The sequence below is a fragment of the Pseudomonas putida genome (assembly GCF_030159595.1).
GTDB lineage: Bacteria > Pseudomonadota > Gammaproteobacteria > Pseudomonadales > Pseudomonadaceae > Aquipseudomonas > Aquipseudomonas putida_AC.
In genome coordinates this window covers 292,175-316,534 of the sequence record NZ_BSKJ01000003.1, presented here as the reverse complement: position 1 = coordinate 316,534, position 24,360 = coordinate 292,175, and the positions used below count along the sequence as shown (strand labels likewise).

37 protein-coding genes and 1 pseudogene are annotated in these 24,360 nt (G+C 58.8%); 23 read left to right on the top strand and 15 right to left on the bottom strand.

Going from position 1 to position 24,360, the window contains the following annotated elements:
* Positions 1-12: 12 nt before the first annotated feature.
* From QQL85_RS08815 to QQL85_RS08775, 9 genes are all read right to left on the bottom strand, one after another.
* Entirely contained in the window at positions 13-330 is a 318-nt protein-coding gene (locus QQL85_RS08815; protein ID WP_284355748.1) for a hypothetical protein, read from the bottom strand.
* Positions 327-494: a hypothetical protein gene (locus QQL85_RS08810; protein ID WP_284355749.1), complete on the bottom strand. Its 168-nt coding sequence runs from the start codon at positions 492-494 to the stop codon at positions 327-329. The genes QQL85_RS08815 and QQL85_RS08810 overlap by 4 nt, the downstream gene beginning before the upstream one ends.
* Positions 491-1,780, bottom strand: coding sequence for a tyrosine-type recombinase/integrase (locus QQL85_RS08805; protein ID WP_284355750.1), 1,290 nt, complete (start codon positions 1,778-1,780; stop codon positions 491-493). Before QQL85_RS08805 ends, QQL85_RS08810 begins: the two co-directional genes overlap by 4 nt.
* Positions 1,777-2,205, bottom strand: a complete 429-nt coding sequence (locus QQL85_RS08800; RefSeq protein WP_284355751.1) for a VRR-NUC domain-containing protein — start codon at positions 2,203-2,205, stop codon at positions 1,777-1,779. The genes QQL85_RS08805 and QQL85_RS08800 overlap by 4 nt, the downstream gene beginning before the upstream one ends.
* A complete protein-coding gene (locus QQL85_RS08795; RefSeq protein ID WP_284355752.1) occupies positions 2,202-2,450 on the bottom strand; it encodes a hypothetical protein in 249 nt (82 codons plus the stop codon). Before QQL85_RS08795 ends, QQL85_RS08800 begins: the two co-directional genes overlap by 4 nt.
* Entirely contained in the window at positions 2,447-2,746 is a 300-nt protein-coding gene (locus tag QQL85_RS08790; RefSeq protein WP_284355753.1) for a DUF1364 domain-containing protein, read from the bottom strand. The genes QQL85_RS08795 and QQL85_RS08790 overlap by 4 nt, the downstream gene beginning before the upstream one ends.
* A 27-nt stretch (positions 2,747-2,773) precedes the next feature.
* Positions 2,774-3,457 carry a replication protein P gene (locus QQL85_RS08785; protein ID WP_284355754.1) on the bottom strand — a complete coding sequence of 228 codons (684 nt, stop codon included), beginning with the start codon at positions 3,455-3,457 and terminating at the stop codon, positions 2,774-2,776.
* Positions 3,454-4,182, bottom strand: a complete 729-nt coding sequence (locus tag QQL85_RS08780; RefSeq protein ID WP_284355755.1) for a DnaT-like ssDNA-binding domain-containing protein — start codon at positions 4,180-4,182, stop codon at positions 3,454-3,456. Before QQL85_RS08780 ends, QQL85_RS08785 begins: the two co-directional genes overlap by 4 nt.
* A gap of 329 nt (positions 4,183-4,511) precedes the next feature.
* Positions 4,512-4,733, bottom strand: a complete 222-nt coding sequence (locus QQL85_RS08775) for a hypothetical protein (protein WP_284355756.1) — start codon at positions 4,731-4,733, stop codon at positions 4,512-4,514.
* A 102-nt stretch (positions 4,734-4,835) separates the two neighbouring features.
* Here QQL85_RS08775 and QQL85_RS08770 point away from each other — a divergent pair, with 102 nt between their 5' ends.
* From QQL85_RS08770 to QQL85_RS08760, 3 genes are all read left to right on the top strand, one after another.
* Complete coding sequence (locus QQL85_RS08770) at positions 4,836-5,678, top strand: LexA family transcriptional regulator (protein ID WP_284355821.1); 843 nt, start codon at positions 4,836-4,838, stop codon at positions 5,676-5,678.
* Positions 5,679-6,317: 639 nt separating this feature from the next.
* The gene (locus tag QQL85_RS08765; protein WP_284355757.1) at positions 6,318-7,220 is read left to right on the top strand and encodes a DUF6731 family protein; all 903 of its coding nucleotides are present in this window, start codon (positions 6,318-6,320) and stop codon (positions 7,218-7,220) included.
* Positions 7,183-7,611, top strand: a complete 429-nt coding sequence (locus tag QQL85_RS08760) for a hypothetical protein (protein WP_284355758.1) — start codon at positions 7,183-7,185, stop codon at positions 7,609-7,611. Before QQL85_RS08765 ends, QQL85_RS08760 begins: the two co-directional genes overlap by 38 nt.
* A 228-nt stretch (positions 7,612-7,839) precedes the next feature.
* Here QQL85_RS08760 and QQL85_RS08755 read toward each other — a convergent pair whose 3' ends face one another.
* Entirely contained in the window at positions 7,840-8,097 is a 258-nt protein-coding gene (locus tag QQL85_RS08755; RefSeq protein ID WP_284355759.1) for a hypothetical protein, read from the bottom strand.
* A gap of 152 nt (positions 8,098-8,249) precedes the next feature.
* The gene (locus QQL85_RS08750; RefSeq protein WP_284355760.1) at positions 8,250-8,576 is read right to left on the bottom strand and encodes a DUF1654 domain-containing protein; all 327 of its coding nucleotides are present in this window, start codon (positions 8,574-8,576) and stop codon (positions 8,250-8,252) included.
* 697 nt (positions 8,577-9,273) lie between these two features.
* Between QQL85_RS08750 and QQL85_RS08745 the strand changes: the two genes are divergently transcribed.
* The 6 genes from QQL85_RS08745 (at position 9,274) to QQL85_RS08720 (ending at position 12,213) form a co-directional block, all read left to right on the top strand.
* A complete protein-coding gene (locus QQL85_RS08745) occupies positions 9,274-9,579 on the top strand; it encodes a hypothetical protein (protein WP_284355761.1) in 306 nt (101 codons plus the stop codon).
* A 144-nt stretch (positions 9,580-9,723) separates the two neighbouring features.
* The gene (locus QQL85_RS08740; RefSeq protein WP_284355762.1) at positions 9,724-10,575 is read left to right on the top strand and encodes a ParB/RepB/Spo0J family partition protein; all 852 of its coding nucleotides are present in this window, start codon (positions 9,724-9,726) and stop codon (positions 10,573-10,575) included.
* Positions 10,576-10,581: 6 nt separating this feature from the next.
* Positions 10,582-10,965, top strand: a complete 384-nt coding sequence (locus tag QQL85_RS08735) for a response regulator transcription factor (RefSeq protein WP_284355763.1) — start codon at positions 10,582-10,584, stop codon at positions 10,963-10,965.
* A gap of 19 nt (positions 10,966-10,984) precedes the next feature.
* Positions 10,985-11,251, top strand: coding sequence for a hypothetical protein (locus tag QQL85_RS08730; protein ID WP_284355764.1), 267 nt, complete (start codon positions 10,985-10,987; stop codon positions 11,249-11,251).
* 227 nt (positions 11,252-11,478) lie between these two features.
* Positions 11,479-11,775, top strand: coding sequence for a hypothetical protein (locus tag QQL85_RS08725; protein ID WP_284355765.1), 297 nt, complete (start codon positions 11,479-11,481; stop codon positions 11,773-11,775).
* Between the two features lie 78 nt (positions 11,776-11,853).
* Positions 11,854-12,213, top strand: coding sequence for a hypothetical protein (locus QQL85_RS08720; RefSeq protein ID WP_284355766.1), 360 nt, complete (start codon positions 11,854-11,856; stop codon positions 12,211-12,213).
* Here QQL85_RS08720 and QQL85_RS08715 read toward each other — a convergent pair.
* Positions 12,189-12,410, bottom strand: a complete 222-nt coding sequence (locus tag QQL85_RS08715) for a hypothetical protein (protein ID WP_284355767.1) — start codon at positions 12,408-12,410, stop codon at positions 12,189-12,191. The two genes, QQL85_RS08720 and QQL85_RS08715, sit on opposite strands and share 25 nt — an antisense overlap.
* Before the next feature lie 97 nt (positions 12,411-12,507).
* Between QQL85_RS08715 and yejK the strand changes: the two genes are divergently transcribed.
* Positions 12,508-13,521 carry a nucleoid-associated protein YejK gene (gene yejK / locus QQL85_RS08710; protein WP_284355768.1) on the top strand — a complete coding sequence of 338 codons (1,014 nt, stop codon included), beginning with the start codon at positions 12,508-12,510 and terminating at the stop codon, positions 13,519-13,521.
* Between the two features lie 20 nt (positions 13,522-13,541).
* Here the strand turns inward: yejK and QQL85_RS08705 are convergent, their stop codons facing one another.
* Positions 13,542-14,060 carry a hypothetical protein gene (locus QQL85_RS08705; RefSeq protein ID WP_284355769.1) on the bottom strand — a complete coding sequence of 173 codons (519 nt, stop codon included), beginning with the start codon at positions 14,058-14,060 and terminating at the stop codon, positions 13,542-13,544.
* Between the two features lie 363 nt (positions 14,061-14,423).
* Here QQL85_RS08705 and QQL85_RS08700 point away from each other — a divergent pair, with 363 nt between their 5' ends.
* A complete protein-coding gene (locus QQL85_RS08700) occupies positions 14,424-14,807 on the top strand; it encodes a hypothetical protein (RefSeq protein ID WP_284355770.1) in 384 nt (127 codons plus the stop codon).
* A 54-nt stretch (positions 14,808-14,861) separates the two neighbouring features.
* On the opposite strand, the gene QQL85_RS08695 is transcribed toward QQL85_RS08700, so the two are convergent.
* Positions 14,862-15,254 carry a hypothetical protein gene (locus tag QQL85_RS08695; RefSeq protein WP_284355771.1) on the bottom strand — a complete coding sequence of 131 codons (393 nt, stop codon included), beginning with the start codon at positions 15,252-15,254 and terminating at the stop codon, positions 14,862-14,864.
* Positions 15,255-15,339: 85 nt separating this feature from the next.
* Between QQL85_RS08695 and QQL85_RS08690 the strand changes: the two genes are divergently transcribed.
* From QQL85_RS08690 to QQL85_RS08655, 8 genes are all read left to right on the top strand, one after another.
* Positions 15,340-16,185, top strand: a complete 846-nt coding sequence (locus QQL85_RS08690; protein ID WP_284355772.1) for a DNA adenine methylase — start codon at positions 15,340-15,342, stop codon at positions 16,183-16,185.
* A gap of 46 nt (positions 16,186-16,231) precedes the next feature.
* A complete protein-coding gene (locus QQL85_RS08685) occupies positions 16,232-18,190 on the top strand; it encodes a DNA cytosine methyltransferase (protein ID WP_284355773.1) in 1,959 nt (652 codons plus the stop codon).
* Positions 18,191-18,614: 424 nt separating this feature from the next.
* Positions 18,615-19,028 carry a hypothetical protein gene (locus tag QQL85_RS08680; RefSeq protein ID WP_284355774.1) on the top strand — a complete coding sequence of 138 codons (414 nt, stop codon included), beginning with the start codon at positions 18,615-18,617 and terminating at the stop codon, positions 19,026-19,028.
* 5 nt (positions 19,029-19,033) lie between these two features.
* Positions 19,034-19,636 (top strand): hypothetical protein, encoded by a 603-nt coding sequence (locus tag QQL85_RS08675; RefSeq protein WP_284355775.1) that lies wholly within the window; start codon positions 19,034-19,036, stop codon positions 19,634-19,636.
* A gap of 82 nt (positions 19,637-19,718) precedes the next feature.
* Positions 19,719-20,084, top strand: a complete 366-nt coding sequence (locus tag QQL85_RS08670) for an HNH endonuclease (protein WP_284355776.1) — start codon at positions 19,719-19,721, stop codon at positions 20,082-20,084.
* Positions 20,081-20,347, top strand: coding sequence for a hypothetical protein (locus QQL85_RS08665; protein WP_284355777.1), 267 nt, complete (start codon positions 20,081-20,083; stop codon positions 20,345-20,347). The genes QQL85_RS08670 and QQL85_RS08665 overlap by 4 nt, the downstream gene beginning before the upstream one ends.
* Positions 20,344-20,856 (top strand): hypothetical protein, encoded by a 513-nt coding sequence (locus QQL85_RS08660; RefSeq protein ID WP_284355778.1) that lies wholly within the window; start codon positions 20,344-20,346, stop codon positions 20,854-20,856. The genes QQL85_RS08665 and QQL85_RS08660 overlap by 4 nt, the downstream gene beginning before the upstream one ends.
* The gene (locus QQL85_RS08655) at positions 20,853-21,251 is read left to right on the top strand and encodes a phage protein NinX family protein (protein WP_284355779.1); all 399 of its coding nucleotides are present in this window, start codon (positions 20,853-20,855) and stop codon (positions 21,249-21,251) included. Before QQL85_RS08660 ends, QQL85_RS08655 begins: the two co-directional genes overlap by 4 nt.
* 260 nt (positions 21,252-21,511) lie before the next feature.
* Here QQL85_RS08655 and QQL85_RS08650 read toward each other — a convergent pair whose 3' ends face one another.
* Positions 21,512-21,964, bottom strand: a complete 453-nt coding sequence (locus tag QQL85_RS08650; protein WP_284355780.1) for a hypothetical protein — start codon at positions 21,962-21,964, stop codon at positions 21,512-21,514.
* Between the two features lie 113 nt (positions 21,965-22,077).
* Here QQL85_RS08650 and QQL85_RS08645 point away from each other — a divergent pair, with 113 nt between their 5' ends.
* The 4 genes and pseudogenes from QQL85_RS08645 to QQL85_RS08630 all read left to right on the top strand — a co-directional run bounded on the left by QQL85_RS08645 (position 22,078) and on the right by QQL85_RS08630 (position 24,234).
* Entirely contained in the window at positions 22,078-22,269 is a 192-nt protein-coding gene (locus QQL85_RS08645; protein ID WP_284355781.1) for a hypothetical protein, read from the top strand.
* A 51-nt stretch (positions 22,270-22,320) separates the two neighbouring features.
* Positions 22,321-22,818 (top strand): hypothetical protein, encoded by a 498-nt coding sequence (locus tag QQL85_RS08640; protein WP_284355782.1) that lies wholly within the window; start codon positions 22,321-22,323, stop codon positions 22,816-22,818.
* 222 nt (positions 22,819-23,040) lie between these two features.
* Positions 23,041-23,205: pseudogene (locus QQL85_RS26635) on the top strand (Arm DNA-binding domain-containing protein); the annotation flags it as partial.
* Between the two features lie 84 nt (positions 23,206-23,289).
* Positions 23,290-24,234 (top strand): tyrosine-type recombinase/integrase, encoded by a 945-nt coding sequence (locus tag QQL85_RS08630; RefSeq protein WP_332880014.1) that lies wholly within the window; start codon positions 23,290-23,292, stop codon positions 24,232-24,234.
* Positions 24,235-24,360: the final 126 nt, after the last annotated feature.

The window sequence follows — 24,360 nt, the reverse complement described above, 5'->3', positions numbered from 1 at the left end:
GTCCTTCCCCCATCAATCCCCGGTGTAGTTGGTGCCGCCGGCGCCGCGCCGGTTGCTTCCCTGATATGTCGCCTCAGGCCCGGATGCCTGAGGGTTCTTCAACTGCTCGATCTGCCGTGTCGCAGCCTGCAGCCTGATGCTGAGTTGGGTCACCAGTTCATCCAGGGCCAGGGCTTGGCCGGTAGCAGCCGCCACAAAGCCAGAGGCATGGCAGTTGCCGCATGGCAGTTCGTGAAACACACCCTGAGTGACCGCTCTCCCACGGCACAAAGGGCACTTGTCCAGCTCGATCACGGCCTTCTTGAAGGCTGGGCCGTGGCTCTTCTTCATTCCTTCGGATCCTCAGTCTTCACGCAACGGAAGGTCTTATTACCCACATAGAAGCCGCCCAAGCGCTCGCACTCGGCGGCGACCGTGTAGTGAGCGCGAACCCAGCCGATGTAGTAGGCCAGCAGCAGGCCCGCGGCCTGGTATGCGAATTCGCCAATGGTCATTTCGAATCCTCGCTTATGGTTGGTCCCGCAATGTCGTTGCAGCCCTTACCATGCGCGGGCTCGGCGGAATTACCAGAATCTCCGGATCTAATACCGGTCAAGCCGTGAATCAGTCCGAATCCATGCTGGTCAAGGTGTGCGTGCCACGCCTCCAAGGCCTCGCGCTTGCGGACCATGACGCCGGACTGGATGTACACCTTCACGTTGTGGCCCATCGCGTGGTTGATCAGCAGTTCGCCCACCAGGTGATCGATCCCCAGGTCAGCCCAGCCAGTACGGGCCAGCTTGCGCAGGTCGTGACTGGTCCATTCCCCCTGCCCCAGAGCGGCGAACACGGCACAGGCCATCGAGCTGCTGATGGGCTGACCGCACTTGGCCGGGAACAGGTAGACGCCGCTGTACCCCTGCTTCTGCTGGCTCTCGCGATAGTCGACCAGCAGCTGACACACCTGCTCAGTCAGCGGCAGGCGATGCTCGACGCCGGTCTTGGTGTGCTCAGCCGGAATGAACCACTCCCGCCCGGCCAAGCTGATATGGCTCCAACGGGCCAGGCGCGTTTCGCCCAGTCGGGTGCCGTGGCAGAGCATCAGCACGGCCAGCACGCCATCAGCCACACGCATGGCTTTCACCTTGGCCAGATGCGCGAGCAACTCACCCAGATGGACGCCGCGCAGCCGCGACGGTTTGACCGTGACCTTGGCCTTAGAGAAGTCGCCAAACCGGATGCCGGCCATGGGGTTGGTGCTGATCAGCCCGAGCTTCAGAGCCTGCCGGAACGCCAGGGCCAGCAGTTGGAACACCAAGCGGACGTAGTCAATCGACAGGCCTTCCTGCAGCGGCCACATCAGCTCGCGGTCGAGCAGCGCCTTGTCGATCTCAGCCAAAGGCACTTGGCCAAGGCGCGGCACCAGGTGCTGCTTGATCGCCGAAGCCGCCGTGCTTTTGCGCTTTGCCGACAGGCTGCGGTCACGGGACATGCGCTCAGCGAACCAAGCCAGCAGCTCACCGGTCAGTACCCAGCTCGACAAGCTCGATCCCTCGCCCGCCTCCAGACGCAGGCGGATATCCGGCAGTGCCGCGGCCACCTTGGCAGCGCTCAGTTCTGGGTAAGACCCGATCAGGTTCCACTTGCCCTTATGGATCAGGTACCAAGACCCGCGCTCGCGGGACCGGTGAAACCGGAAGTACAGGCCATGGTTGCCCAGGGCACGCAGATCACGCACCTGGCCGGCGGCCTGCCGGCGAATCTCTGCATCGCTGATTTTCACAGCGGCGGTGTTGGTCATGCAGCAACCTCCGTTTTTGGCAGGGCCATGTACGCCCTCAGGCATTCCATGGCGTCGAAATGCCCCCGGCACACAACGGCCAGGTAGCCTTGCTCGTTCAGCCGGCCAATACAGGCCTGCTGTTCGAGGGATACATCCGCTGGTTTCACGGTGGCCTTGAATTCAATGAACAGGCCGAAATAACCGCCTCGTGCCATGGTCAGCTGGAGATCAGGAATGCCTGCCTTGGTGCCCTGGGCCTTGAGTCGCCCAGCCTCGGCTTTGCTCCGGTAACCACCGTTTGGTGTGTGATGCAGATTCGCGAACACGTCGGGGTAGCGGAGCTCAATTTCCTTCATCAGCGCGGCCTGCTCCTGGCCCTCGCGGTCAACGCGCTTAGCTCTCGGCTTCTTGAGCCGGACGGGCTTCATGATCGCCTGCTTCACTTTTCTAGCCTCCTCTGCTGGGCTTTAATCTTTGCTAGGCCTTCAGGGGAGATGAACACTCGGCCGCCGAGCATGATCATCGTGTCGCAAGGGACTTCTTTGGCGCGCTGGCGATAACGTAGGGCCGGGGCGTTCTTCCAGTGGCACCACTTCCGCTCTGTCTTCCAGCGAACGGTCTTGGTCTTCGGCAGATGCTCGCTGACGTAGACCGGGATGCCGGCAAGTGTCATGGTGGGATTCATCATGCGGCCACCTTCCCTTCGCTCACGAGGATATCGAGCGTTCGAACCACGCCTGCCAGATGCATGAACCGCAGCTCTTCGTGGCTGAAAGTGGTTTTACTGCGCGAATCGATGGCGTTATGGCAGGCGCTGCAAGCCCAAGCACCCTGCAGGTCGTTCGGCTTGATGCCAATGCCGCAGGTTCCGGCCAAGCGATAGTGCGCGAGCAGGGTGGTCTCCGGGTTGCCGTTGCACACGCCTGGGATACGCACCTGGCATTCCCGCCCGCGCGCGGCCTTGGTCAGTTTTGTTTGGCGCACAGGGTCGCCTCCTTGCAGGTTGATTGATCAGCGCCCCGCCAAGCGGGAGCGCAGGGCTGCCAGGGCAGAATTTCCGACTTGCGGGGTACGGCGGGCGGCAACCTCAGCGGGAAGTGCCAGGGGCATCTTCTGCAACGGCTCACCGGCCATTAGCCGCCGAACCGCGATGGTGTAGTTGCGCTCGAACAGCTTCGAGCCGGCATCGGATGGCAGCTTGTTGAGGTTCTCGAAGCCGCACTCCTTGGCTGCATGCCAGACCGCGTCATGACTCCACTTGCCCCGGCCTGCCATAGCAGGATGAGCATTGCGAGTCGCTTCTCGGAAAGCGGTCGCCAATGCTGGGAGTCCGAGCATTTCGGGCGACGGCTGGCACCACTGGATGAACTCACCGGGCGGAGGAATGAACGCCGCACCAGACTGGCGGCAGCGCATCAGCCCAAACTGCAACTGCTCGGGATTGCAGATGCCGGCTTCAAGAAAAGCGGTCAGCCATTGCTGCTTGGACGCGTCGTATGTGGCCTGGTCTGGCCAAGCCTGCTTCCAGGCGGTGCAGATCGATCGCAGATCACGGAACAGATCGTTGATCACCTTCGCTGTCTTCCGGTTGAGCTCTGCCTTCACGTCATCGGGCAGCTCGTATCCAGCAGAGACGTGCTGGCCGGACTGAACCTTGGCCCATAGACCATGAGTTACAACTGCGACTGGGTTCATTGGGCGCTTCCTTGCTCGATCCACGACGTATCACTGTCGTCGAGCTGCTGGCCACCAGATCCTGCCCGCAGAGGAACGACCTTCGCGGCATTCGCAAGGTCGCGCTTTCTCCAGCCGACCAAGTCGGCGATCCACTGGCTCTCGGTTTTGGCCAGCCCCTTCGCGTCGTGATGGACGACAAAACCCGAAATGGCTTTTTCCGAGAACTCCTCGATAGCTACCCCGGAACGCTTGGCGTAAGCCTCAAGCTGAACCTGGTCGGGAATCCAGTCGAGGAACATCGCGAACGGCTCACGCGGAGAGTGTGTATTACTCCCCTTACCTTCCCTTCCGGGGGTGAGGACTCGATCACCGCTAGACGAGCCTTCGCCGACTTCTCGGGGTGCGCTCGGCGAAGGCTCAACGAATTCAGGGTGCTTGACAGTAGGTCTATCGATCTTCTGGTGGTGCCATCCGTTGACGTGCAGGTACTGCTTCGATGCCGCCTCGTAGATGGTGATGAGTCGGTTCGATACCAGCTCAGAGAGCAGCCCTTCCACCGCTAACGCAGTGATGTCGTCGCCAGGGAAAACGAGAGCTTTGATGGTCTTGGGGGACATCGGATGGTTGCCAGCGTCGTCGCAGAAGTTCCAGATCCCGATGAACAGGAGTCGAGCCATCGCCGAGCACTCCATGATCTGTTCACTGGTCCAGAACTCAGGCTTGATGGTGCGGATACGTGCCATTACGAACGCCCTCCATGACTTACAGCCTGACGCGTCAGATTTGGCGAAATGCAAAAACCTGACTTGGAATGCGTGGTATTGCCTGCATCGGCCATGCGGTGCATAATCGACCTCGATCTTTGTTGTAGAGAAGCCGCCCTGCCAGGCGGTTTTTTTTCGCCTGCCTGTCCAGTACTGGATGGATTCGCAGGTGTTTCGGTCATCTACTGGCGCAATGCCGGTTAGCGGATAATTCGACTCACGACCAGTCGAGGCCTAAACCACTCCAAGCAACATCTGGTTTCCGCTTTCACGGGCCCAACGGGTGCTGCTCCTTGCGGTTGGGATGGTTAAGCGACGGATTTCTTTGGGCTGTGCTTGCCACTTTCGGTCAGCTCAGTGTGCATTTGGTCTATCGCGGTACCGGCTAAGTAGCTCGGGTTGCTGATCTGCCCATTGCGAATGCGAAAGACTGTCGATATGTCGCATTTGGCACGCTCTGCGATGGCTTTGTAGGTCATGCCAGAGCCAAGCAATGCATCCAGTTTTTTCGGAAGATCGGTAGCACTCATGGCTGCCTCCTTTGTAGATATGCACATAATCATGCACCAGTGCATACATGTCAACGATCCGCTGTATTGCTCTATGCACTGCTGGGAGGCAGCATTGCACCTATGCATAAATCGATAGATAAAATCCTTGCTCAACTGATGGCCAGAGACGGCATCACCCAGATTGAGCTGTCGAGCCGGACTAGCGTCGGGCAGTCGACCATTTCCCGAATTCTCAAGCCGCAAGGCCCAAAAGGGATCAAAGAGCCGACTGACAAGCAGGTGCGACCTCTTGCCGATTTTTTTGGAATCACCACAGATCAGTTGCGAGGATACGAGCCTTTAGGCGAGGTCGAGCCTGATGCCCGAGACCGCAAAAACCTGTCTACTGCCGAGATCGTTAAGCAGATGCTCGCAAAGCATGGCAAAGGCCTTTCTCTCGATGCTCGGCAGAAAATTGCTGAAGCCATTGAGGAGAAGTCTGCCGAGCAAGCCGCTTCCAATGTCATTGCCGTCGACTTCGATCGCCCCGGACAGGTTGGGGACGAAGTTTGGATCGCTCACTACGACGTGCGCGGAGCAATGGGCGATGGTGAGGTGGCTCACGACTTCCCTGAAATGCTTCAGGACATCCGCGTGAGCCCTACTCACCTGCGAGAGATGGGGGTCGAGTTCAAAGAGCATTTCCATCTGAAGCTCATAACGGGGGTCGGTCAGTCCATGGCCCCAACCATCAAGAGCCGCGACCCGTTGGTCGTTGACATTAGCATCCGTGAGTTCGTGGGCGATGGGATCTACTACTTCTCCCACCAGGGCCATCAGTACATCAAGCGCCTGCAGAAGAAAGGTCGCGACCATTTCAAGATGATCTCGGACAACACGAATCATCCCCCTGAGGACATTCGGGTTGATGAGACCTACATCCAGGCCCGGGTACTGCTGGTGTGGAATGCCCATCTGGTGTGATCCATCGAAACGTCCTCCCGATGATTGGCAAGGATTTAGCGAGCAGTGCTTCACAGAGACCAGCACCGCCATCAAGGAAAAGATATGTCGAGAATGATTACGGCCTTTTTGGCCTTAGCTCTGATGCCTGCGGTTTCTGGGGCCGCAACTCTACATGTGCCGTCTGACTCTAAGGCTACCTACACTATCTTGGCCCGGGATACCTCGGGCAATGAGCGTACGATCACCACTAAGCGTGTCGGATCGAGTGGCACCTCCTATTCTCGCCGCCTCTACAATTGCGCAGATCGCACTGTAAAGTACCTCGGCAGCGGTGAAACCCTAGAGCAGATGAAGGCCTCCCAGCCTGATCCTCGAATGGGTTCCATTGTGTCCGGTTCCATCGCCGACTACGTCGGCGCAGAAGCTTGCCGATAGGCTGATACCTTGCCATGCCCCTAACCATGCCCAGGTAGCAGCTGCGCCTGGACAGGTGATGGAGGCTGGGGAGATCTAAAAGAAAAGCGATGAGCTACCTATCAGGATCTGCCAGCGAGCACGGCTCCTGTTTATCTTGTTGCAATGACTCGCGTATCGCTCTTTAGAAGCGAAACGTATTCTCAATCAGATCCAGACTTGGTTCCCGGGGAGTTCTATTTCATGGTAGATGCGGTTCAGGAGAAGAAGTATGTCATCGACTTCTTTGCTCTTTCCTTCCAGCCAACAGCTACAGTGCCATCGATTGTGGATGGGTTAAAGTCTCTTGTAAAAAGCGACTCCAGCAGGTCCCTTGCAGTCAATGGATACACCAGAGAGATCTGGAAGCCGTTAGAAAGGGGGGCTGATACGAGCAGATCTTTCGCCGGGCAATTTCGAAAATTCCGGACCAGCGACCTACCAGAAATTGGCGCCGCAGGAGAGGATGCTGCCGAGCTGGAGCTTGAAGCTAACCAAGGCCTCGTGGAGAGAAACTTCTTCGTATTTTACCCTCAGCGACAGGTACTTGCGTGGTGCCGCAACGCCCACGGAAACACCCCAAACCAATTTGCTCGATTCCTGTCAAATCTGTGGTCCACTAAACTTCAAGCAGGTCCGATTCTGCTACCAGACGCCGCAAGGCGCTTGATGGGTAACGAGATCTCGCTAAAAAAAATCAAGCTGGTTATTCCGCGGCCGGCCAATCCTGATATGTACAATGAAAATGAATTCAACAAAGGATTGATGAGCATGATGAGCGGTGCAGATGCCGACTCCATTCACATTGAGATGGGAATCGATGCCCGCAGAAGCGATACCAGAGGTTCTCTGGCAGAACGCCTCAAACGAGCCCTGGCGGAAGCAGCCAGCCTCGGAGCATCGACAGCCAAAGCCGTGGTGTATGATGACGGAATCGAGCACCCAATTGATTTGATAGCGGACCGAATTTTTTCAGTCCAAGAGATTGTGACCAACGCCAAGTACCCTCCGGCGGGTACGATGTACCAAGCGATCGACTCCGCCATGCACGAATGCCAAGGACAGATCGATGACTATTTTGGCTCAATGGAAGACTCTGTTGCCTAGAGGCCTAGGCGCAGCCCTCGTGGCATACTCTTTTTATCGCTGGCCTGGCGTAGACACTACCCAGCTCTACAGTGCCAGTGGAGTTATTGCGGGCGTTTGCGCTACGCTGCTCGGTTTTCTGGTAACGGCCATAGCAATTGTGACAGCCTTGGTAGACAAGACATTGATCGCGAACATGCGAAAAACTGGGCATTACAGGGTGCTGATGAGGGATACATTCCTTACCTGCGCGATGCTGCTTCTTACGCTAGGCATTAGTTGCGCAGCACTTGTCACTGCTGCCAGCTGGATGAATATAGTTGGCACAGCCATTGCTTTCTTGCTGGCCCTGAGCCTTTTGTATGCCTACGAATCGGGTCGCCGTTTTGCCTTGGTAGTGATGACTATTTGATCTTGACTACCCTCCCCCACGCGACCTCGCTGTTATCTGCCACCGCCGCAAACAGCCCGCCTCGGCGGGCTTTTTCATACCTTCACGTTTTTTTCACGCCCCACTCTGCAAAGTTGAAACTCATCCGCTTCCCTACGTTAGCCCGCATAGCAGTGCGGGCTTTTCTTTGCCTGTGTTTTGCAGATAGCCGCAGGAGCTATCTGCGGCCGTTGCCAAGCTTGCCTCTAATCAGGCGCGGATCACCTCCAGGCGATCCCGACCAGCCGGTGTGATGGCGTTCTCCCCTTCATCGCTAATGCGGTACCGTCCGGATACCATCTTGGCTATCGAGAACCGGACCAGCCCGCTTTGGGATAAGGCTTCGCCAGCTTCAAAGCTCATCGCCTGCTCCAAGTCGAAGATTTTGATTTCTCCGATTTTGTAGCGAGCGAAGGCTACTAGGGCGTTATCCAATTCTTGTTGGCTGATCTTTCGAGCGACTTCCATTCGACCTCCCAGGTCATGAGAGTCCCGGTCCGTGGGATTGGAGGCAACGAACCGGGTGGGTTGTTGAAGGCGGACCGTACTACGCCACCATAGAAGTCGCTACTGGATTTCCATCCATGCTGGATGGGTGGGCAGGCTATAGATTCCGGCCGCTAGAAAGGCGCCTCCTCCTCTACCCTTCCCTCCTCCCTATCCTTTTCAACGACCAGGTCGTCACGATCCTCGGCGCTCTGCGGCTCCCACCGAACCGTCACGCTTTCATCGTCATTGAACGTCAGGTCTAATTCCGGCGTTTCGGCCAGCAGTCCCACCACCTCCTCCCACTCCATGTCTCCATCCGTGTCCAGGCGATGGATCGTCACCCAACGCTGAGCCTGCGCGATCGGGTGATTGATCATCGATGAGACTCTCAGGCCCAGGCGTTCCAAGGCGGTCATCTCTTGGCGTGCTTGTGCTGTCGACTTTTTCTGCTTGGTCATGTCGCTACCCCTTTTACTGTATATACATACAGTATATCCAGAGCATAACCAAGCATGTAGGAAAAGTTAATCCCTAGCGCCAGATATCGGAGGAGCCCAATCGGTTGAAAATGATTTATGCACCAGTGCATTGACACTTCAATTGCACTGGTGCATATTCCACCCATCGAGGCACTGCGAAGTCCTCTGGAGACCCTAGGGTCGACCGCTCTTTACACAACCAGACGTGACCACCTCGACGCACCCAGGCCATTACCTGGGTCGGGACAAGCTAAGTCGTCGACCACGCAGCCTCTGGATAGCTGCCGGACTCCCCTCATGGGAGGACGCCAAACCATGCGAGCCACCTGATGTGTAGCCAGTAGCTGCAGCAGGCAGAGGTGGGGAAACCCGGCGCCGAGCATGGAGCGGACCAAAAACCACAGGAGGAACATTCCAATGAAGTAGTAAGCCCAGCCGGAGTACGGACCGGCAACCCACGACGGACTGCCCCACCCAACGTGCCGCAGAGCTGCAGTTGACTGTCGTGTAGCGAACACCTGACCCCATGACCACACCGCCGAGGCCGACCGACGCGAGGTGATAGGGAAGCTCAAGGCCAAACAAGCGCAGCGCAAAGCCGTCGGCGGCAGAGCGCGATTTCACTGGCTGTCCTTGGCGACAGGGCCAGACGGGAAATCAACCCGAGGGCATCACCGTGAACAAAGAAGAAATCTACGACGAACAAATCAGCCCGCTGATGCAGAACATCATCGCCGTTTGCCGTGAGCACGGCATTGCAATGATCGCCAGCTTCAACATCGCCCACGATGATGAAGGCCCGAACGGCGAAGACTGCTCCCGCCTGACCTGCACCTCTCATCTGCCTGATGGTGAAGGCGCTTTCGATGAGCGATTCAGCAAGGCCGCCGTGGCGATTCAACGAAGCGCGCCGCATCACATCGGCATGAGCATCACCACACAGCACGCCGATGGCACCCGCTCGCTGAAGGCAGTTATTTGATTCCCTGACAGCCGGAAAGCCGGCCCGATCCACCTGGTTCCCCATCACCAGGCTGTATCGGTCGTGACGTTCGCGCCCCCCCGGTCCGGGAGGTACACGGCAGCGAGCGTCACGACCAATGCAGCCCAACGGAAGTGAACTCAAATGGCGAAGTCGTTCAAGCAAATGATCAAGGATGGCGAGGTGCGCCGCGCCGACGCCATGAAGGTTCAACTCGAGGACCTGCACGAAGAGCCTGGTTTCAACCTCCGCACAGAAGGCGACGCGCTCGAGGCGAGCATCAACTCTCTCGCTGAGTTCGTCGCGGCGGGCGGCCAAATTCCTCCGCTGGAAGTTCGCCCGAGGGCGGAAGGCGGTGTTTGGCTTGTCGATGGCCACCGCCGACGCCGGGCGCTGCTGAAGCTCGATGCAGAAGGCCGGCTTCCTCGGACGCCCAACAAACACAGACCCGAAGTGCTGGAAGCTTGGGTGCCCGTGATCGCGTTCGAAGGTAGTGATGCCGATCGGGTAGCACGCATCATCACCAGCCAGGAAAACGAAAAGCTCTCGCCGCTTGAGTTGGCTGAAGGCTACAAGCGCCTCCGTGCCTTTGGCTGGTCGGTTGAGCAGATAGCCGTAAAGGTCGGCAAGACGCGGCAGCACGTTGAGCAGGTGCTCACTATCGGCAACGCAAATACGGATGTGCAGAACCTGGTAGCCGCCGGCCACGTTTCAGCGACGACGGCTGCACAGGTCGTTCGAGAACACGGCGACGGTGCCGGGAAAGTGCTCGGCGCCGAGCTTGTGAGAGCCCAGGCGACCGGCAAGAAGCGAGTAACGGCAGGCTCGATGAAGGGGCCCTCGATACCGAAACCCAGGCTTGAAGCAGTGCACACCGCATCACGCAATCTAATTGCATCGCTGGACTCGATCGACGAGGACAGTCGCTCTCTCACCATTCCCACTGCGCTCGTCCTGCAGCTGCGTGAAGCCTTGGACGGTGCCAAGCCGAGATAACAGCTCATGGAAACGATCACCTGCGGCTCATGGATTGGCCAGCTCGGTAAGGCGCTGGCTCCCCGTGAACTCGAAGCATTGCTGTGGGTGGCCCAAGGCCTCACCACCAAAGAAATTGCCCGCGAGATGGCGGTCAGCCCCGGCACCGTGGCCAACCGAATTGAGGCCGCTCTGTTCAAACTGGAGGCCGGCCGCCGCATCGAGGCAGTTACCAAGGCCATGCGCCAACAGATCATCAGCCCGCTCTGTATCGCCCTCTCCTGCCTCTTCGCCATGCACGCGGCGATCAACGACAGCGACCCCATGCGCCGCGATCGCCGCGCGCCGGAGCGCCGCACCGCCCAAGTTCGAATAGTTCGCAAGGCCGAGGCCTTCGAGCTCCACGCCTGACACACACGAGGAACATCCCATGCAGACAGCAATTCATCCTGCTTTCGAGCAGAAGATTGCCGTGCTCGCGGCCCTGCTCGAGCGCAGCAAGTTAGTTAGAGCGGAGGCGCATGCCAAGATCACGCATGCACCGCGATACCAAGCGTCGAGCAAGGGCGGTACGTGGGATGTGGTGGAGATCGCCACCGGCGCCGTCCAGGGATTCACCTTCACCTACCGCGCTGCCATGAGCTTCGTGGATGCGATGGAGGCAGGCGCGGCAAGTAAACGAGATGCAACGCCATGATCGGAGAACTGATTCCCGACCCGCGTGCAGCCGCGACACTCCAGCTCAATGCGAGTATCGAGAGTTACTTTCGTGGGGGTGGCACCGTGCAGGTGCTGCGCGGATTCGAGCCCGTACCACCTTGACCTCATCAAGCGCCAGAGCAATCAAGCAGCCTTAAATCGATCGCAGAACGCTTCCAGGCTGAGAGGGATCTGGTGCAGCGAGTCAAGGAAGCTGCGCAGACCTTGACCCTTGCCGAAGCTGTTCACGAACTGGGGATGGGCCGCTCCGAGCTGCACCGCATGTCGAAGGCACACGACTTCTGCTTCAAGAGTAAGGACAAGGAGCGCCTGAGGCGTGAAATCGGACGCCGGGCCAAGGCCGAGGAATCCGCCAAGCTGGTAACCCTTATCAAAGCGAACAGCGGCAAAGGCCTCAGCCGCCACTTCGTGGCCAAACGGCTCGGGATCAGCCCTCACTACTTGAGACGGCTGATTGAAGAGCACGGCATCGACTTCCCGCTCTATGGGGACAGACCTTGACCCCATCACACCGCGCCCGGCAACGCCGGCGCCAGCAGCACATCAATCTGCCGCCCAGCGGCTTGGGAGGTACCGGCCGTGGCCAAGCAGAAGACCGGGGCAGCCAAACACTCTGCGGACTACCGGGATCGACAGAAGGAAGAAGCCGAGAGGCTAGGTATCGAGAAGGTGTTCTTCAACATGCCGGATGGCATCAAGACTGCCATGGCTGCCGAGATCAAGCGCCACGGCTACAAGCAGGTGCAGGAGCTGTGGCAGGACCTGGCCTTGTCGTGGATTGCGCAAGATCCTGAAGAGCGTGCGCGCCGGCTTGAACGACCTGACGCGCCAGCTTTTTACATCTCGCCAAAACTAGCGCGTCAGTTTAAAGCGGCAAGCATGGCTGAGCTGAAACGGAATCCTGGCGATGAGTATCAGGCCCCAGAAGACTTCGCCTGACGCTTCTGGCGCTCTGCTTCGCCACGCTCAAATGCGGCTCGTATAGCGTCCTTGTCCGTAGCAAACTCACCTGCTCGCCCAGACTGCGGATCCATTCCATCAACCAGCAGGGAAACTATGTCCCAGCCAGAGGAAAGACCATGGTTCGAAACAACAACTCGGATCCCGTTTTCTTCAATGGTTTCGGTACGGCTCATTAATCGCTCCTTGATCCGGCCCCGTGCCGGTCACCCGTAATACCCCATCCCAAACCAAATTGCCACCATGCCGCCAGCCGGCCACGGAGGATCACCCATGCCCATTCGACACGCAGTGATGCACTTAATCGACAAGAAGCCGGACGGGAGCCCAGCGGCCCTACACATGGCCAGCGCCAGCCTGCCGGAAAGCGGCGCCATCGAGAACCTGGTGAACGATGTAAACGACGGCTACAACGCCAAGACCGGCAAGGCGTGGGGCTTCTTCCACAGCGAATCCGGCGCCTATCCTCTCAGCGGGTGGCTGGCCAAGGTCGTCAGCGGCGACATGCAATTCATCGAATTCACCCGCACGGCGGTTGAGCACCTGACGCGCCTCATGGAGGAATCCAATCTGGCAGTCGGCGGGCATGTCCTTTTCGCCCTGTACCAACAGGGCCTGACCGACTACCTGACCATCGCCATCCTGCACCAAGCAGAGGCGATCTCGGTTGCCGATGACCTCACCGTCGCGGTGTCGCGCCACCTCGATACCAGCGCCCTGCACTTCGCCGCCCGGATCAACCTGAGCGAGTGGAGAAACAACCCGGCATCTCGGCAGTACATCTCGTTCATCAAGAGCAAGAACGGCAAGCGGCTTTCGCACTACTTCCAAGACTTCATCGGCTGCCAGGAAGGGATCGACAGTCCAGGCGAAACGCGCACGCTGCTCAAGGCCTTCAAAGATTTCGTAGAGGCCGAAGAGCTTCCTACCGAAACTGCCAGCGAGAAGAGTCAACACCTGGTGGCCTATGCCCAAGCGCAGGACAAGATCGGCGAGCCGGTCAGCCTGGACGACCTGTCCGAGGCGCTTGACGAAGACAGGCCGAAGACCTTCGCCGACTTCATCCGGGCCGGTGACTACGGGATGTCCGAGAGCTTTGCCGCCGACAAGCGCACCCTGACCCAATATCGTCGCTACACCGGACGCGCCGAAGGCATGTCGATCAGCTTCGAAGCGCACCTTCTGGGTGAGCGCGTCGAGTTCGACCAGGCCAGCGCCAGCCTGACCATCAAGAACCTGCCGACGCAGCTCATAAATCAACTCAAGCGCACTCCTGTCGATTTGTGAAAAGTGGCACTTAACACTCGTTACTTTTTCTGCCGACCTGATTTCATCACAGCAACGTATTCCTCTAATACGGCCTCGACCAAACCCGAAAATCTGTAATCTGGTTTACGCCATGGATCCACAAGACCAATTACCATAATAACAGCGTTAACAATAGCGGCTTGGTTCAGCAGATAACCCGGCACATCTCTCATACACCCTGGCAAGCTGTCATCTGATGCATATAGCAACATGTTTCGTTCGTTTGCTTTTGACTTTATTACGCCCTTAACCTCAGAGTGCAGTTTCTTTTTAACAATGGCTCTCAATTGATCGCCGATTATTTTCGAGAAAGGAACTGGCCCTTGGGTTTCGACATGGAGCGGCGGTCGAGGCCTAAGGCATTTATCGAGCCCCTTAATCCCGAACATAAGCTCGATCGCGGGACGTCCGGGCTCATCTGTTGTAACAAACCTAGGTTCCTCGAGGGGTAGATGATCGAAATCAAAATACGAGTTAAACCACTCGACGACAGACTGAATACAGAAGGCGACTCCCATTTTATTTTCATGAGACCACAGGTGGTATTGATCGCTTAAGGGATAACCTTGATCTCGAAGCGATGCTAGTAAACTGGTTGCGGCCTCTTCCTCTGCACATATCGCACGGAAACATGCCATCTGCGGATCGACCTCAGCTAGCGCTCGGGCCTTTACCATGTGATCAAGAGAGTTTAAGGCTGCAGATCTTACCCGCCCACTGCATGCCAGTAACATCGGCCTAGATCGTTCCAACTGTTGCCATACGTCCAATTTTGACAGCTCCGCTCCATTGATTTCTTAGTTAATCAATAACGCAGTTGCGATTAAATTGCCACCATGCCGCATCCGGCCACGGAGGGCGGCGCATGCATGGAGAAAGCCATGAGCAACTACAACTGCGCCTATGTGCGGGAGCATTACGGCGTGCCGGCCGAGGTCGGGCGCCGCGTGATTGCCAACGGTGAGCCAGGCGTCATCATGGCCGACCGAGGCCACTACATCGGTGTCATCCTCGACAGCGCCCCGAAGAAGCGCATCCGCAACTACCACCCCACCTGGGAAATGCAGTACGGAGAGATGGCCGAGAAGCTTCCGCTGAAGCGTTACCAGGTACTCGTCGCCGGCTGGGATTGGTGGGACATCACCAATCGAACAATTGTCGATGTGTTCGCCAGCACGCCGTCTCAGGCCAAGTACAAGACCTACGAGCGCTGCGAGTACCACGACATCGAGTGCATGTTCGGCTTCAAGGTTCGCCGGGCCTGATCACCCGGCGCTGCCCGCCAGCGCCTTCCCCTATTCAACGATAACGCCGCAAGATCAAGGCGTGTCGATGTCTAGAATCAGCAGCAGTCGCAAGGCCTCATCAAGCGAAGTGATCTTGATCGACCAATGATCGGCCTGCGCGGTATCGGTAAAACTGTCCGGGAATTGAGATCGCAGATGAGCCGACCGGTACCGGCTTCTCCGGGTCACCGGCGGTCGCCATTGGAATGTCAGCCATTCCTTGGCAACGATGAGCGCGAACCAGAACTCACCGTCGACCTCGATACCTACGGACCTGACTTCACCTTGATCCCTCCGGGCACAGGTGACGCCCTCGGCGCAGGCCAGGCTCCCCACCAGCAGAGCAAAAGCCTCCCTTACCTCACCATCGGTGATGTATCGGTAGAAGTCGCACATCCATTCCGTGCTCGCTCCAGCTTTCAGCATGTGAAGCCCTCCGCAAGAACCTCAACTCTAGACCAAAACCAATCACGCCTCCCCGGCGAGGGCGGCGCCTGCAATGGAGTGTTCCATGACCATCTCAGCGCCGGTGATCCGGTACCACGGCTCAAAGTTCCGGCTCGCGTCGTGGGTCACCCAGTACTTCCCGCGACACACATGCTACGTCGAGCCCTTCGGCGGTGCCGCCGGCGTTCTGATGCAAAAGCCCCGCTCCTACGCCGAGGTTTATAACGACCTGGACGGAGACATCGTCAACTTGTTCCGCGTGCTGCAGGACCCGCAAAGACGATTGGAGCTGTTTGAAGTGGTCTTACTGACGCCCTACGCCAGGCAAGAATTCGAGCGAGCCTGGGAACCTGCTGACGAACCTGTAGAGCGAGCACGGCGGACCATCATCAGAGCGCAAATGGGGTTTGGCTCTGCCGGCGCCACCAAAGGAATCACCGGGTTTCGGATAGACACCAAGCGCAAATACGGCACCGCCCAATCACTCTGGCTCGAGTATCCGGAGTCGATCGCAACGATCGGGCAGCGCCTCACAGGCGTTCTAATCGAAAACCGACCGGCGATCGAGGTCATGCAGGCACATGACGCCAGGACGACCCTGCACTACATGGATCCCCCGTATGTGCACGAGACCAGATACAAGAACGCACAAAGCGGCCGGTACTACCGCCACGAAATGGACGACGACCAGCACGCCGACCTACTTAAATCGTTGCTCGATCTAGACGGAATGGTCGTTCTGTCTGGGTACCCCAGCGAGCTCTATGACGACACCTTGACCGGCTGGAACAGGCACACCACTTCAGCCCGTATATCCGCAGGCCGGGGCACAGCCTGCCGCACCGAATGCCTCTGGCTAAACCCTGCCTGCCAACGATCGAGCAGCCAATTCAGCCTGTTCGGCAGTTAACCCCCCAACTTCCAAATTCTTTCCGCCCCCCAGGCGAGGACCGCCCATGTCTGCGTTTCAGAAAAAGAACCACCTCGACTTCAAAACCCAGTACGGCCTAGGCTTCGATCAGCAAGACGATGAGATCGTGGTCGACTTCTTCTGCGGTGGCGGCGGCGCCGGTACCGGGCTGGAAATGGGCCTTGGCCGGCCGGTGACGGTGGCCAAAAACCACAGCCCGGCGGCCATCAGCATGCACACCGCCAACCACCCAGCGGCGCGCCACTTCACCACTGACGTGTTCGAGGGCGACCCGGACGAAGAATGCCAGGGTCGGGCCGTGGGCTGGTTCCACATGAGCCCGGACTGCACACACCACAGCCAGGCAGCCGGCGGACAGCCGCGAAAGCGCGAGATCCGCAACCTGTCGTGGATCGGCCTGAAGTGGGCGGGAAAGAAGAAGCCACGGGTCATCAGCCTCGAGAACGTGAAGCAGATTTTGCAGTGGGGGCCGCTGATGGCGAAGCGGGACAAGGCGACCGGCCGGGTGATGAGACTGGACGGCACCTTGGCCGCCGTCGGTGAGCGGGTACCGGTGCAGCAGCAGTTCCTTGTACCCGACCCGAAACGACGCGGCATCACCTGGCGGCGCTTCGTGCAGCTGCTTGAGGGCATGGGCTACCAGGTGGAATGGCGGATCATCAAGGCCTGCGACTTCGGCGCCCCGACCAGCCGGGAACGCCTGTTCATGATCGCCCGTTGCGATGGACAGCCAATCGTGTGGCCAGAGCCGACCCATGCCAAGAATCCAGCCAAGGGCCAGCAGAAGTGGCGCACAGCCGCCGACTGCATCGACTGGAGCGTGCCGAGCAAGAGCATTTTCGGCCGTAAGAAGGAGCTAGCAGCCGCCACCCTGCGCCGGGTGGCCAAGGGCATGAAGAAGTTCGTGCTGGACAACCCGCAGCCATTCATCGTGCCGATCGCGAACTGGTCGGGCGAGCTGACCCAGTCAGCTCATGAGCCTCTGCGCACTATCACCTCGTGGCCACGCGGCGGATCATTCGCTGTGGCCAGCCCTACCCTGGTGCAGACCGGATACGGAGAGCGCACAGGTCAGCAGCCGCGCGTGCCTGGTCTGGATCAGCCGCTTGGCACAGTCGTAGCTGGCGGCGTGAAGCATGCGCTGTCGAGCGCGGTGATTCTGCCAGCAACCCATCAGGGCGCTGTGCGGGTGAACGCCCCGGGTGAACCACTGCCTACGGTGACCGCAGCCAACCGAGGCGAATTGATGATGGCCGGTCCGGTGATGATCACTGCAGCACACGGGCAAGGTCGCCCGGGTGGCGTGCAGCGCTGGGGGGACGGGTGCAAAGACTCAGCAATGCCACTCGGCACGGTAACTGCCAGCGGCGGTCATGCATTGGCTACTGCCTTCATGGCCCAGGCAAATGGTGGATTCAACACCACCCATGCCAAGGGTATGGGCGAACCCATGACAACGGTGACCAACACCGGCAGCCAACAGCAGTTGGTGAGCGCCAGCCTGGCCACGCTCCGACGAAATTGCATCGGACGAGCAGTTGATGAGCCGGTGCCGACCATGACTGCCGGCGCCGAGCATCACGCCCTGGTCGAGTACAAGCTGTCACCGGAGCATGAAGAAGGCGCCCTACGCGTCGCTGCGTTCCTGATCAGCTACTACGGCACGGAAAACATCAGCGCCTGCGATGCACCGGCACCGACAGTGACTACCAAGGACCGCCTGGGACTGGTCACTGTCTTCGTCAAGGGTACACCCTATGTGATCGTCGACATCTGCCTGCGGATGCTGCAGCCGCACGAGCTCTATCGAGCGCAAGGTTTCCCGGCCAGCTACATCATCGACAAGGGCGCAGACGGCAAGCCGTTCACCAAGACCGAGCAGGTGCACATGTGCGGCAACAGCGTAAGCCCGCCACCGATGGCGGCGCTGGCTCGGGCAAATGATCCATGGAGGATCGCCGAGCTAAAGGCTGTAGCCGCCTGAGCTACATAATCAACCTAGATCCCCAGGCTTAGCGAACGCTGGCGACCTGAAAGTTGATTGACGGCATGAGAGTGCGCCGCGCGGGCGCATTCAGATTCGCTTGGAAATAACCCCTGAAGGCACTGAGATACTCCGAATGGGATACCAAGCCCAGATGAATACCCGTGAAACCATATGACCGCCCTCCATTGGCAGTCAGTACAGGTCATCTCGATGTCGTAACGAATGCCACTTGCTTGTAATACCGGCGTTTGCATTTGCGCTCTCCTTTGAGCGGTCTGTCCAAGCTCCCAGCATGCATCACTCCAGAGCTCCCAATTTCTTCGACTTTCCCATTTTTCCGTAAGCCCGGAGATTTCCTCGCGCGTAACACAAAATACGCGGCAGTTCCGATCTGGGTTTCCGAAAACTGAAAGGTATCCCCATGCCCACAGAAAACCGATCCAACGACGCCGACGGATGGATAGCCTGCGACGACGGCTTACACCTGATCCAGATGGACAAGAACCTCAGCCATTACGGCTGGGTGTTCAGGAAAGTTGATGGCGGCCTGCCCTACTCGGTTCGTGAAGCCACAGCCCACGAAATGGCACACGCCCAAGCTCGCCAGCACCTGCGGATTGGAGTCGCGCAGATCGCTGGACAGGCGCCAGCCCACCAGCCCCACCCCGAGCCAGCCAGCTACCCGCCGTGCGACTACTGCGAAATCACCCCCGACTACCACCCGTGGCACGGTAGCGGGTTGATCAAGGGCGTCGAGAACAGGCACATCCATGCCTGCGACGGATGCCGGGGGCACTGCCATCGCACCCGGGACAGCCCCACCCCGAGCCTATAGCCTGGATGGTTGGTACTGCCTTCTGGTGGACCAAAGAAGAGGCAGAGAGGGATGCGGCGGCTGCTGGGCTGCCGATGATTCCGGTCGGGCCGATGGTCGATACCGCCGAGGTTGAGCGCCAGAAGTCCCGCGCAGACACCAACGTCCTTAACCACCGCCATGCAAAGAATGCTATCGGCGACATAAAGGCGTTCGTCGAGCGTCTTGTCTCGGGCTCCGCAGGCCAGCAGTCCGTGGCCACCGGCTACCTGTCTGACATTGTTGATTTCATCGAGAGGCGAACCATTGGCGATCCTGTCCATATAGGGGATGCCAACATCCTGCGCCTTGAGCTGCAAGAGTCGCGGCGCAATGAGTTCAACACGTGCGCCCAGCTGGCCGAGCGGGATGCGATGCTGCGAGAGCTGCTTGCCGATGACATTCCGCTGCGGGTGGCAGCCAAGATTGAGGCAGCCCTATCCGCCAGCGCAGAGCCCAGCAAGCTGCCTGATCCGCTTGGCTGCAACCATTGCGCACATGCCGACTGCGGCAAGTTCGACGGCCTGCGCCAAGTCGAGTGCCGCGCAATGGCCGACAACGCTTGCGCACGCCCCGGTGCCAGCTCCTAACACTAGAGCACATCCGTACTCCTGACGCTGTATCCCCTCTCCCCTCTATTCACTGCCGCGATATGGCGGCCAAGGAGCGCCCGTGCGCCTAAAGAAAGCTGAGCGCGAGCAGGTCCGCATGAAGTACGGCGGCCACTGTTCCTACTGCGGCAACGACCTGGGCGAGCGCTGGCACGCCGACCACTTCGCCCCTGTGATTCGACTGCCTGATGACCGGGTGGCCGAGCAGATGCAGAACCACAACCTGGCCAACATGATGCCGGCCTGCGTGCCATGCAACCTGAGCAAGTCACGCATGCAGCTGGAGGACTGGCGCCACTGGCTGGCCGGCCATGTGAACAGCCTCAACCAGTACCACCCCATCTACCGCCTGGCCAAGGCCTACGGCTTGATCGCCGAGACCGGGGCCGAGGTCGTCTTCCACTTCGAAAAGGTGAGCCAACCATGACCCGCCTCGCCCTCTGCCTCCTGCTGCTGGCCACCGGCGCCAGCGCAGAACAATTGCCCAAAGGTGTTAGCGTCTTCCATGACGACGAGCGCGGCGCAACCTGCTGGACCTTCGGCTTTGACTGGCGCGGCGGCATCAGCTGCATCCCCGACAGCCAGCTGCAGGCCGGCAACGAGCGCCAGCTCTCCCCGCACGAAACCCAACCCGAACCTACACCCGCTCTGGCGCCTGGGCGTTGGATTGATGAGAGGTATCAGCTGTGAAAGAAGACGACATCATCAAGCTTTCGGCCAAGGCCATGGGTTTTGAGCTGGAGTACCGACGCGGCAGTGACTCCTTCTACTACGACGACCCCGAGTCAGGTCGGGAGGTTTGGCTGCCGATGCAGGATGACCGGCAGACGGTGCTCATCATCGCAAAGCTCAGGATGGACATCTGCTGCTTGCACCACCTCGCTCGCGCAACAGCCCATGTGCCGTATGTCGGCTTTAAGCAAAGTGAGGTGTCGCATGCCGACGAACCCGGAGCCCGGATGAACGCACTGCGCTTGGCAGTGGCAACAGTGGCTGCCAAGTTTGGCCAGGGCATGCTCGTCGGCGGGACAGATGAGCGAGTTCTGGGGCACTTGATTGGCATTGAGGGCTCAACTGCCCACGCCATGCGCAGCGCCATCCGCGAATCTCGTGAAGAGATCAGCAAAGCATGCCAGCGACTGAAGCGAAAGGGTCTGGTGACCAACAAGGGGCCATTCTGGCAGGCGGTGCAGTCATGACCGATCTGATCGAAGTGAGAGTATCCAACCTGGTCGGTGCGGCCCTGGACTGGGCGGTAGCCATGGCCGAAGGCTACAAGCAGGACACCGAGAACCACCTGACGATCATCAGCCCCTGGGGCGTCTTCACCAGTGTGAGCATTCGCGGCGCATCCGAAGGCTTCGGGTTTCGACCATCCACTAACTGGGACCAGGGCGGCCCGCTGATCGACAAGCACAACGGCGGGCTGCACTACGAGGCCCACCTGGCCGACGCGAACTTCCGCTACAGCTCTGGGCCAGGCAGAGCCGGTTTCTGGTGCTACGGCCCAACTGCGCTCATCGCCTTCTGCCGAGGCCTTGTCAAAGCCAAGCTCGGCGATACCGTCCAGGTGCCGAAGGAGCTGATGCCATGATCGCCCTCGCCTACATGGCCTACCTGATTTACAGGGGGCCGCGCCCATGAACGTGATCGACTGCTACGTCAGGAAGATCCTCGGCGAGCTATAACGCAAGGTCGACGCTGGTGGGTCTGCATGGAGGTATAAGAAAACCTTTGGGAGAGACGAGGTCTACTAGTAGTTCATAACCAGCGGACAGGGCAACCAACCAAGTAATAGGCAACAACGGGCAGTTGACTGGGGCCGCCCAGCTTTGGGCCTTATAGCCCACTTAGTTACTGAGGGTAGAGGTTGGGAAATTGGGACTTGTCCAAAGCCAAAGCCAAGCCGCTAGCCTTCACTATCCCGTACCCACATCGATGATGGGGCGGACGATTTTTGCCCCAAGGTAGAAGATGAATTTCCACATGAGTTAAGCCGGTCGCACCGAGGCGATACGCCTCGTATTTCAACTTGTTCACGGCTAGCTCTGTGCTGAGTTGAGGGGAGAGTCCCAGGCACAACGTCGTCTGCAAAGTCTTTATTACCGTCCCGAGTTTTTCCACCGGCACGGGGGCCATGGTTTCAAACTCATGGACTGTTGACTTAATCAGCTTCCATTCTTCCGGTTTAGCCGATGCAGTGTCCTGAATTTCTGCATCAGAGGGCGCAACGGCAGCGACACCTATGTCACAGGCACTGAGCAGAGCGCACAAAACGGCTGCGCCAAAACGATTCTCAACCTTCATTCCACAAGCTCTCACAACCTAGAAAACTGGCATCTTAACAGCACTGAAGCTAGGGCCCAGGCCACCTACTGGCACCCTCGCCTACATGGCCCACTGATCTAGAGGGGGCAGCGATGATTCCGCGCAAAGGCTGGCTGCGGCGACAGGTCGAATCAGCCCTGATTCTCCTGACTGCCTGGATCCTGGGCGGCCGCCACGTCACCAGGTCCGGGGGCGTCTCGCGTAGTGACAACAACGAGATATTCGAGATGGACTACGACCTACGCGCCATCGCTCGCCGTATTCGCCAGCAGTACAAAGCCTGACCCCTCCCCCTACAACTCAAGCCCGCCGACATGCGCGGGCGAGGATTCCCTATGCCCGCAACAGAACGCTTTCACCACACCGCGAACGACTGCCTGGAACGCCTGGCTGATGCACTCTGGCCAGACGCCAAGCTGGCTCTGGTCATCTACACCTCGGACAAACCCGAGCTCGATATCGTCCTCAAGGATAGCGGCCTGAACGTCGACGAGGTCGTGAGCACCCTACGACACCGCGGCGGGCTGAGCCTGGATGGCGAGAACATCTACAAACGACTCATCTGCGATGCAGTCGTTGGGGCCATGGCATGCGGTAAGCAGAACAGCAACCCTGCCCCGGAAGGCCACTGGGGGCAGGAGTTCTGGGACATCGGCCGGGCCGAAGGCGCCCTGCAGGAGGAACTGGCAGGTGCGCTGCGCCTGGCTCGCAAAGAGCTGGACGCCTGCCAACGCGCTATCCATTACGCCGGTGGCTTCGACCCTGCCTACGTCAACGACGCCCAAGCCGCTATCAAGACGGCTGACGCGGTGCTCGAAAAAATTCCGGCCTGACCACCAACCTGCCGCCACCGGCGGCGTGGAGACCATCATGCAAGACGAAGAGCGCCAGCCGGTGACCTATGTATCCGACAAGGTCCCTGAGGAAAAAATGGCCGAGCTGGTCGGTACAACCAAGCGCGCCCTGGAAGGCAAGCGAAGCCGCGGCGTGATCCCCGAGGGGGTCTGGAAGAAAATCGACGGCCGTATTTTTTACAGCATCAGGAGATACGAAGCGTGGCTGGAAGGAAGCTGGGGTTACCCACTGGAGTCGAATTCATCGGCAAATCAATCCGGATCCGTTTTACTTGCAACGGTGAACGTCGGACCGAAACTCTCGCATACCCCCAGACCGCCAAGGGGATCAAAGCGGCAGCCGATCTACGCGCTCAAGTAATCAGCCTGGCCAAGCACGGGGTTCTGGGCGAAAAGCGGTACGCCGAACTGTTCCCGACTTCGAGCTACAACGCTCCAACTAATGAGCTCATGTTTGGCGAGTATGCGCAAAGCTGGTTGAACAGCCTAGAAGTGGTGCACGACACCCGGGTCAACTACAAGGGCTTGATGAACAACTACTGGATGCCACATCTGGCGACACTGCCGATCAAGGCGGTCACGCCGATGGTGCTGAGGGAGGTGGTCGCAAAGACCAAGTGGAAGAGTTCGACAGTCAAGCGCGCCGCGATTGCCCGGGTTAAGGCAATGTTTCGTGCAGCGGTCTACGACGAAGTAGTGGACAGGAACCCAGCGGCATCAATCCAGTTGCCGCAGAAAAACAGAAAGCAGATTGACCCCTTCACTGTTGAAGAGGCTGACGCGCTGATCCAGTGGATGTACGCAAACTTCTCCCGAAGCAACCAGGTGTTCGCGGCTTTCTACGAGTTCGCTCTGTTTACCGGCATGCGTACCGGAGAAATCATGGCGCTGCGCTGGGATGAGATCGACTTTGAGAAAAAGACGGCCCACGTCTGTCGGATCGTGGTCGAGAATCAGGTAGTTGATCGCACCAAGACCAAATACACCCGAACCGTGATGCTGAACAGCCGAGCCCTCGGCGCCCTGGCCAGAGCGCAAGAGGTAGCGCACTATCGGTCCAAGCAAACGCGTCGGGTGTCTACGGAGTCGCCGTTCATCTTCCAGCCTGCGGGGAAGTCTCTCCACATGATGAGGCCTGAAACGCCTGCGCACCACTTCAATGAGGCGATCAAGGCCCTGAAAATTCCTGCCCGACCGCAGTACAACTGCAGGCATACCTATGCCACGATGTGCCTTATGTCGGGCATGAACCCTGCCTTCATCGCTGGCCAGCTCGGGCACTCAGTCCAGGTGCTCCTTACGACCTACGCCAAGTGGTTGAATTCAGCTAACGACTGGGCAGAACTGGCGAAGCTGGAAACGAACGTAATTGGTACAGAATTGGTACAGCATTAAATATCGTTCACCTTGCGCCCTTTAGTCATAAGGCATTCGACAGCGTTTGGGCCATACTCCACAATGCAGCGGTTTAGGGGGAAAACCCTTGCACAGCCAACGACATACCAACTTTTAGTGAGCCTC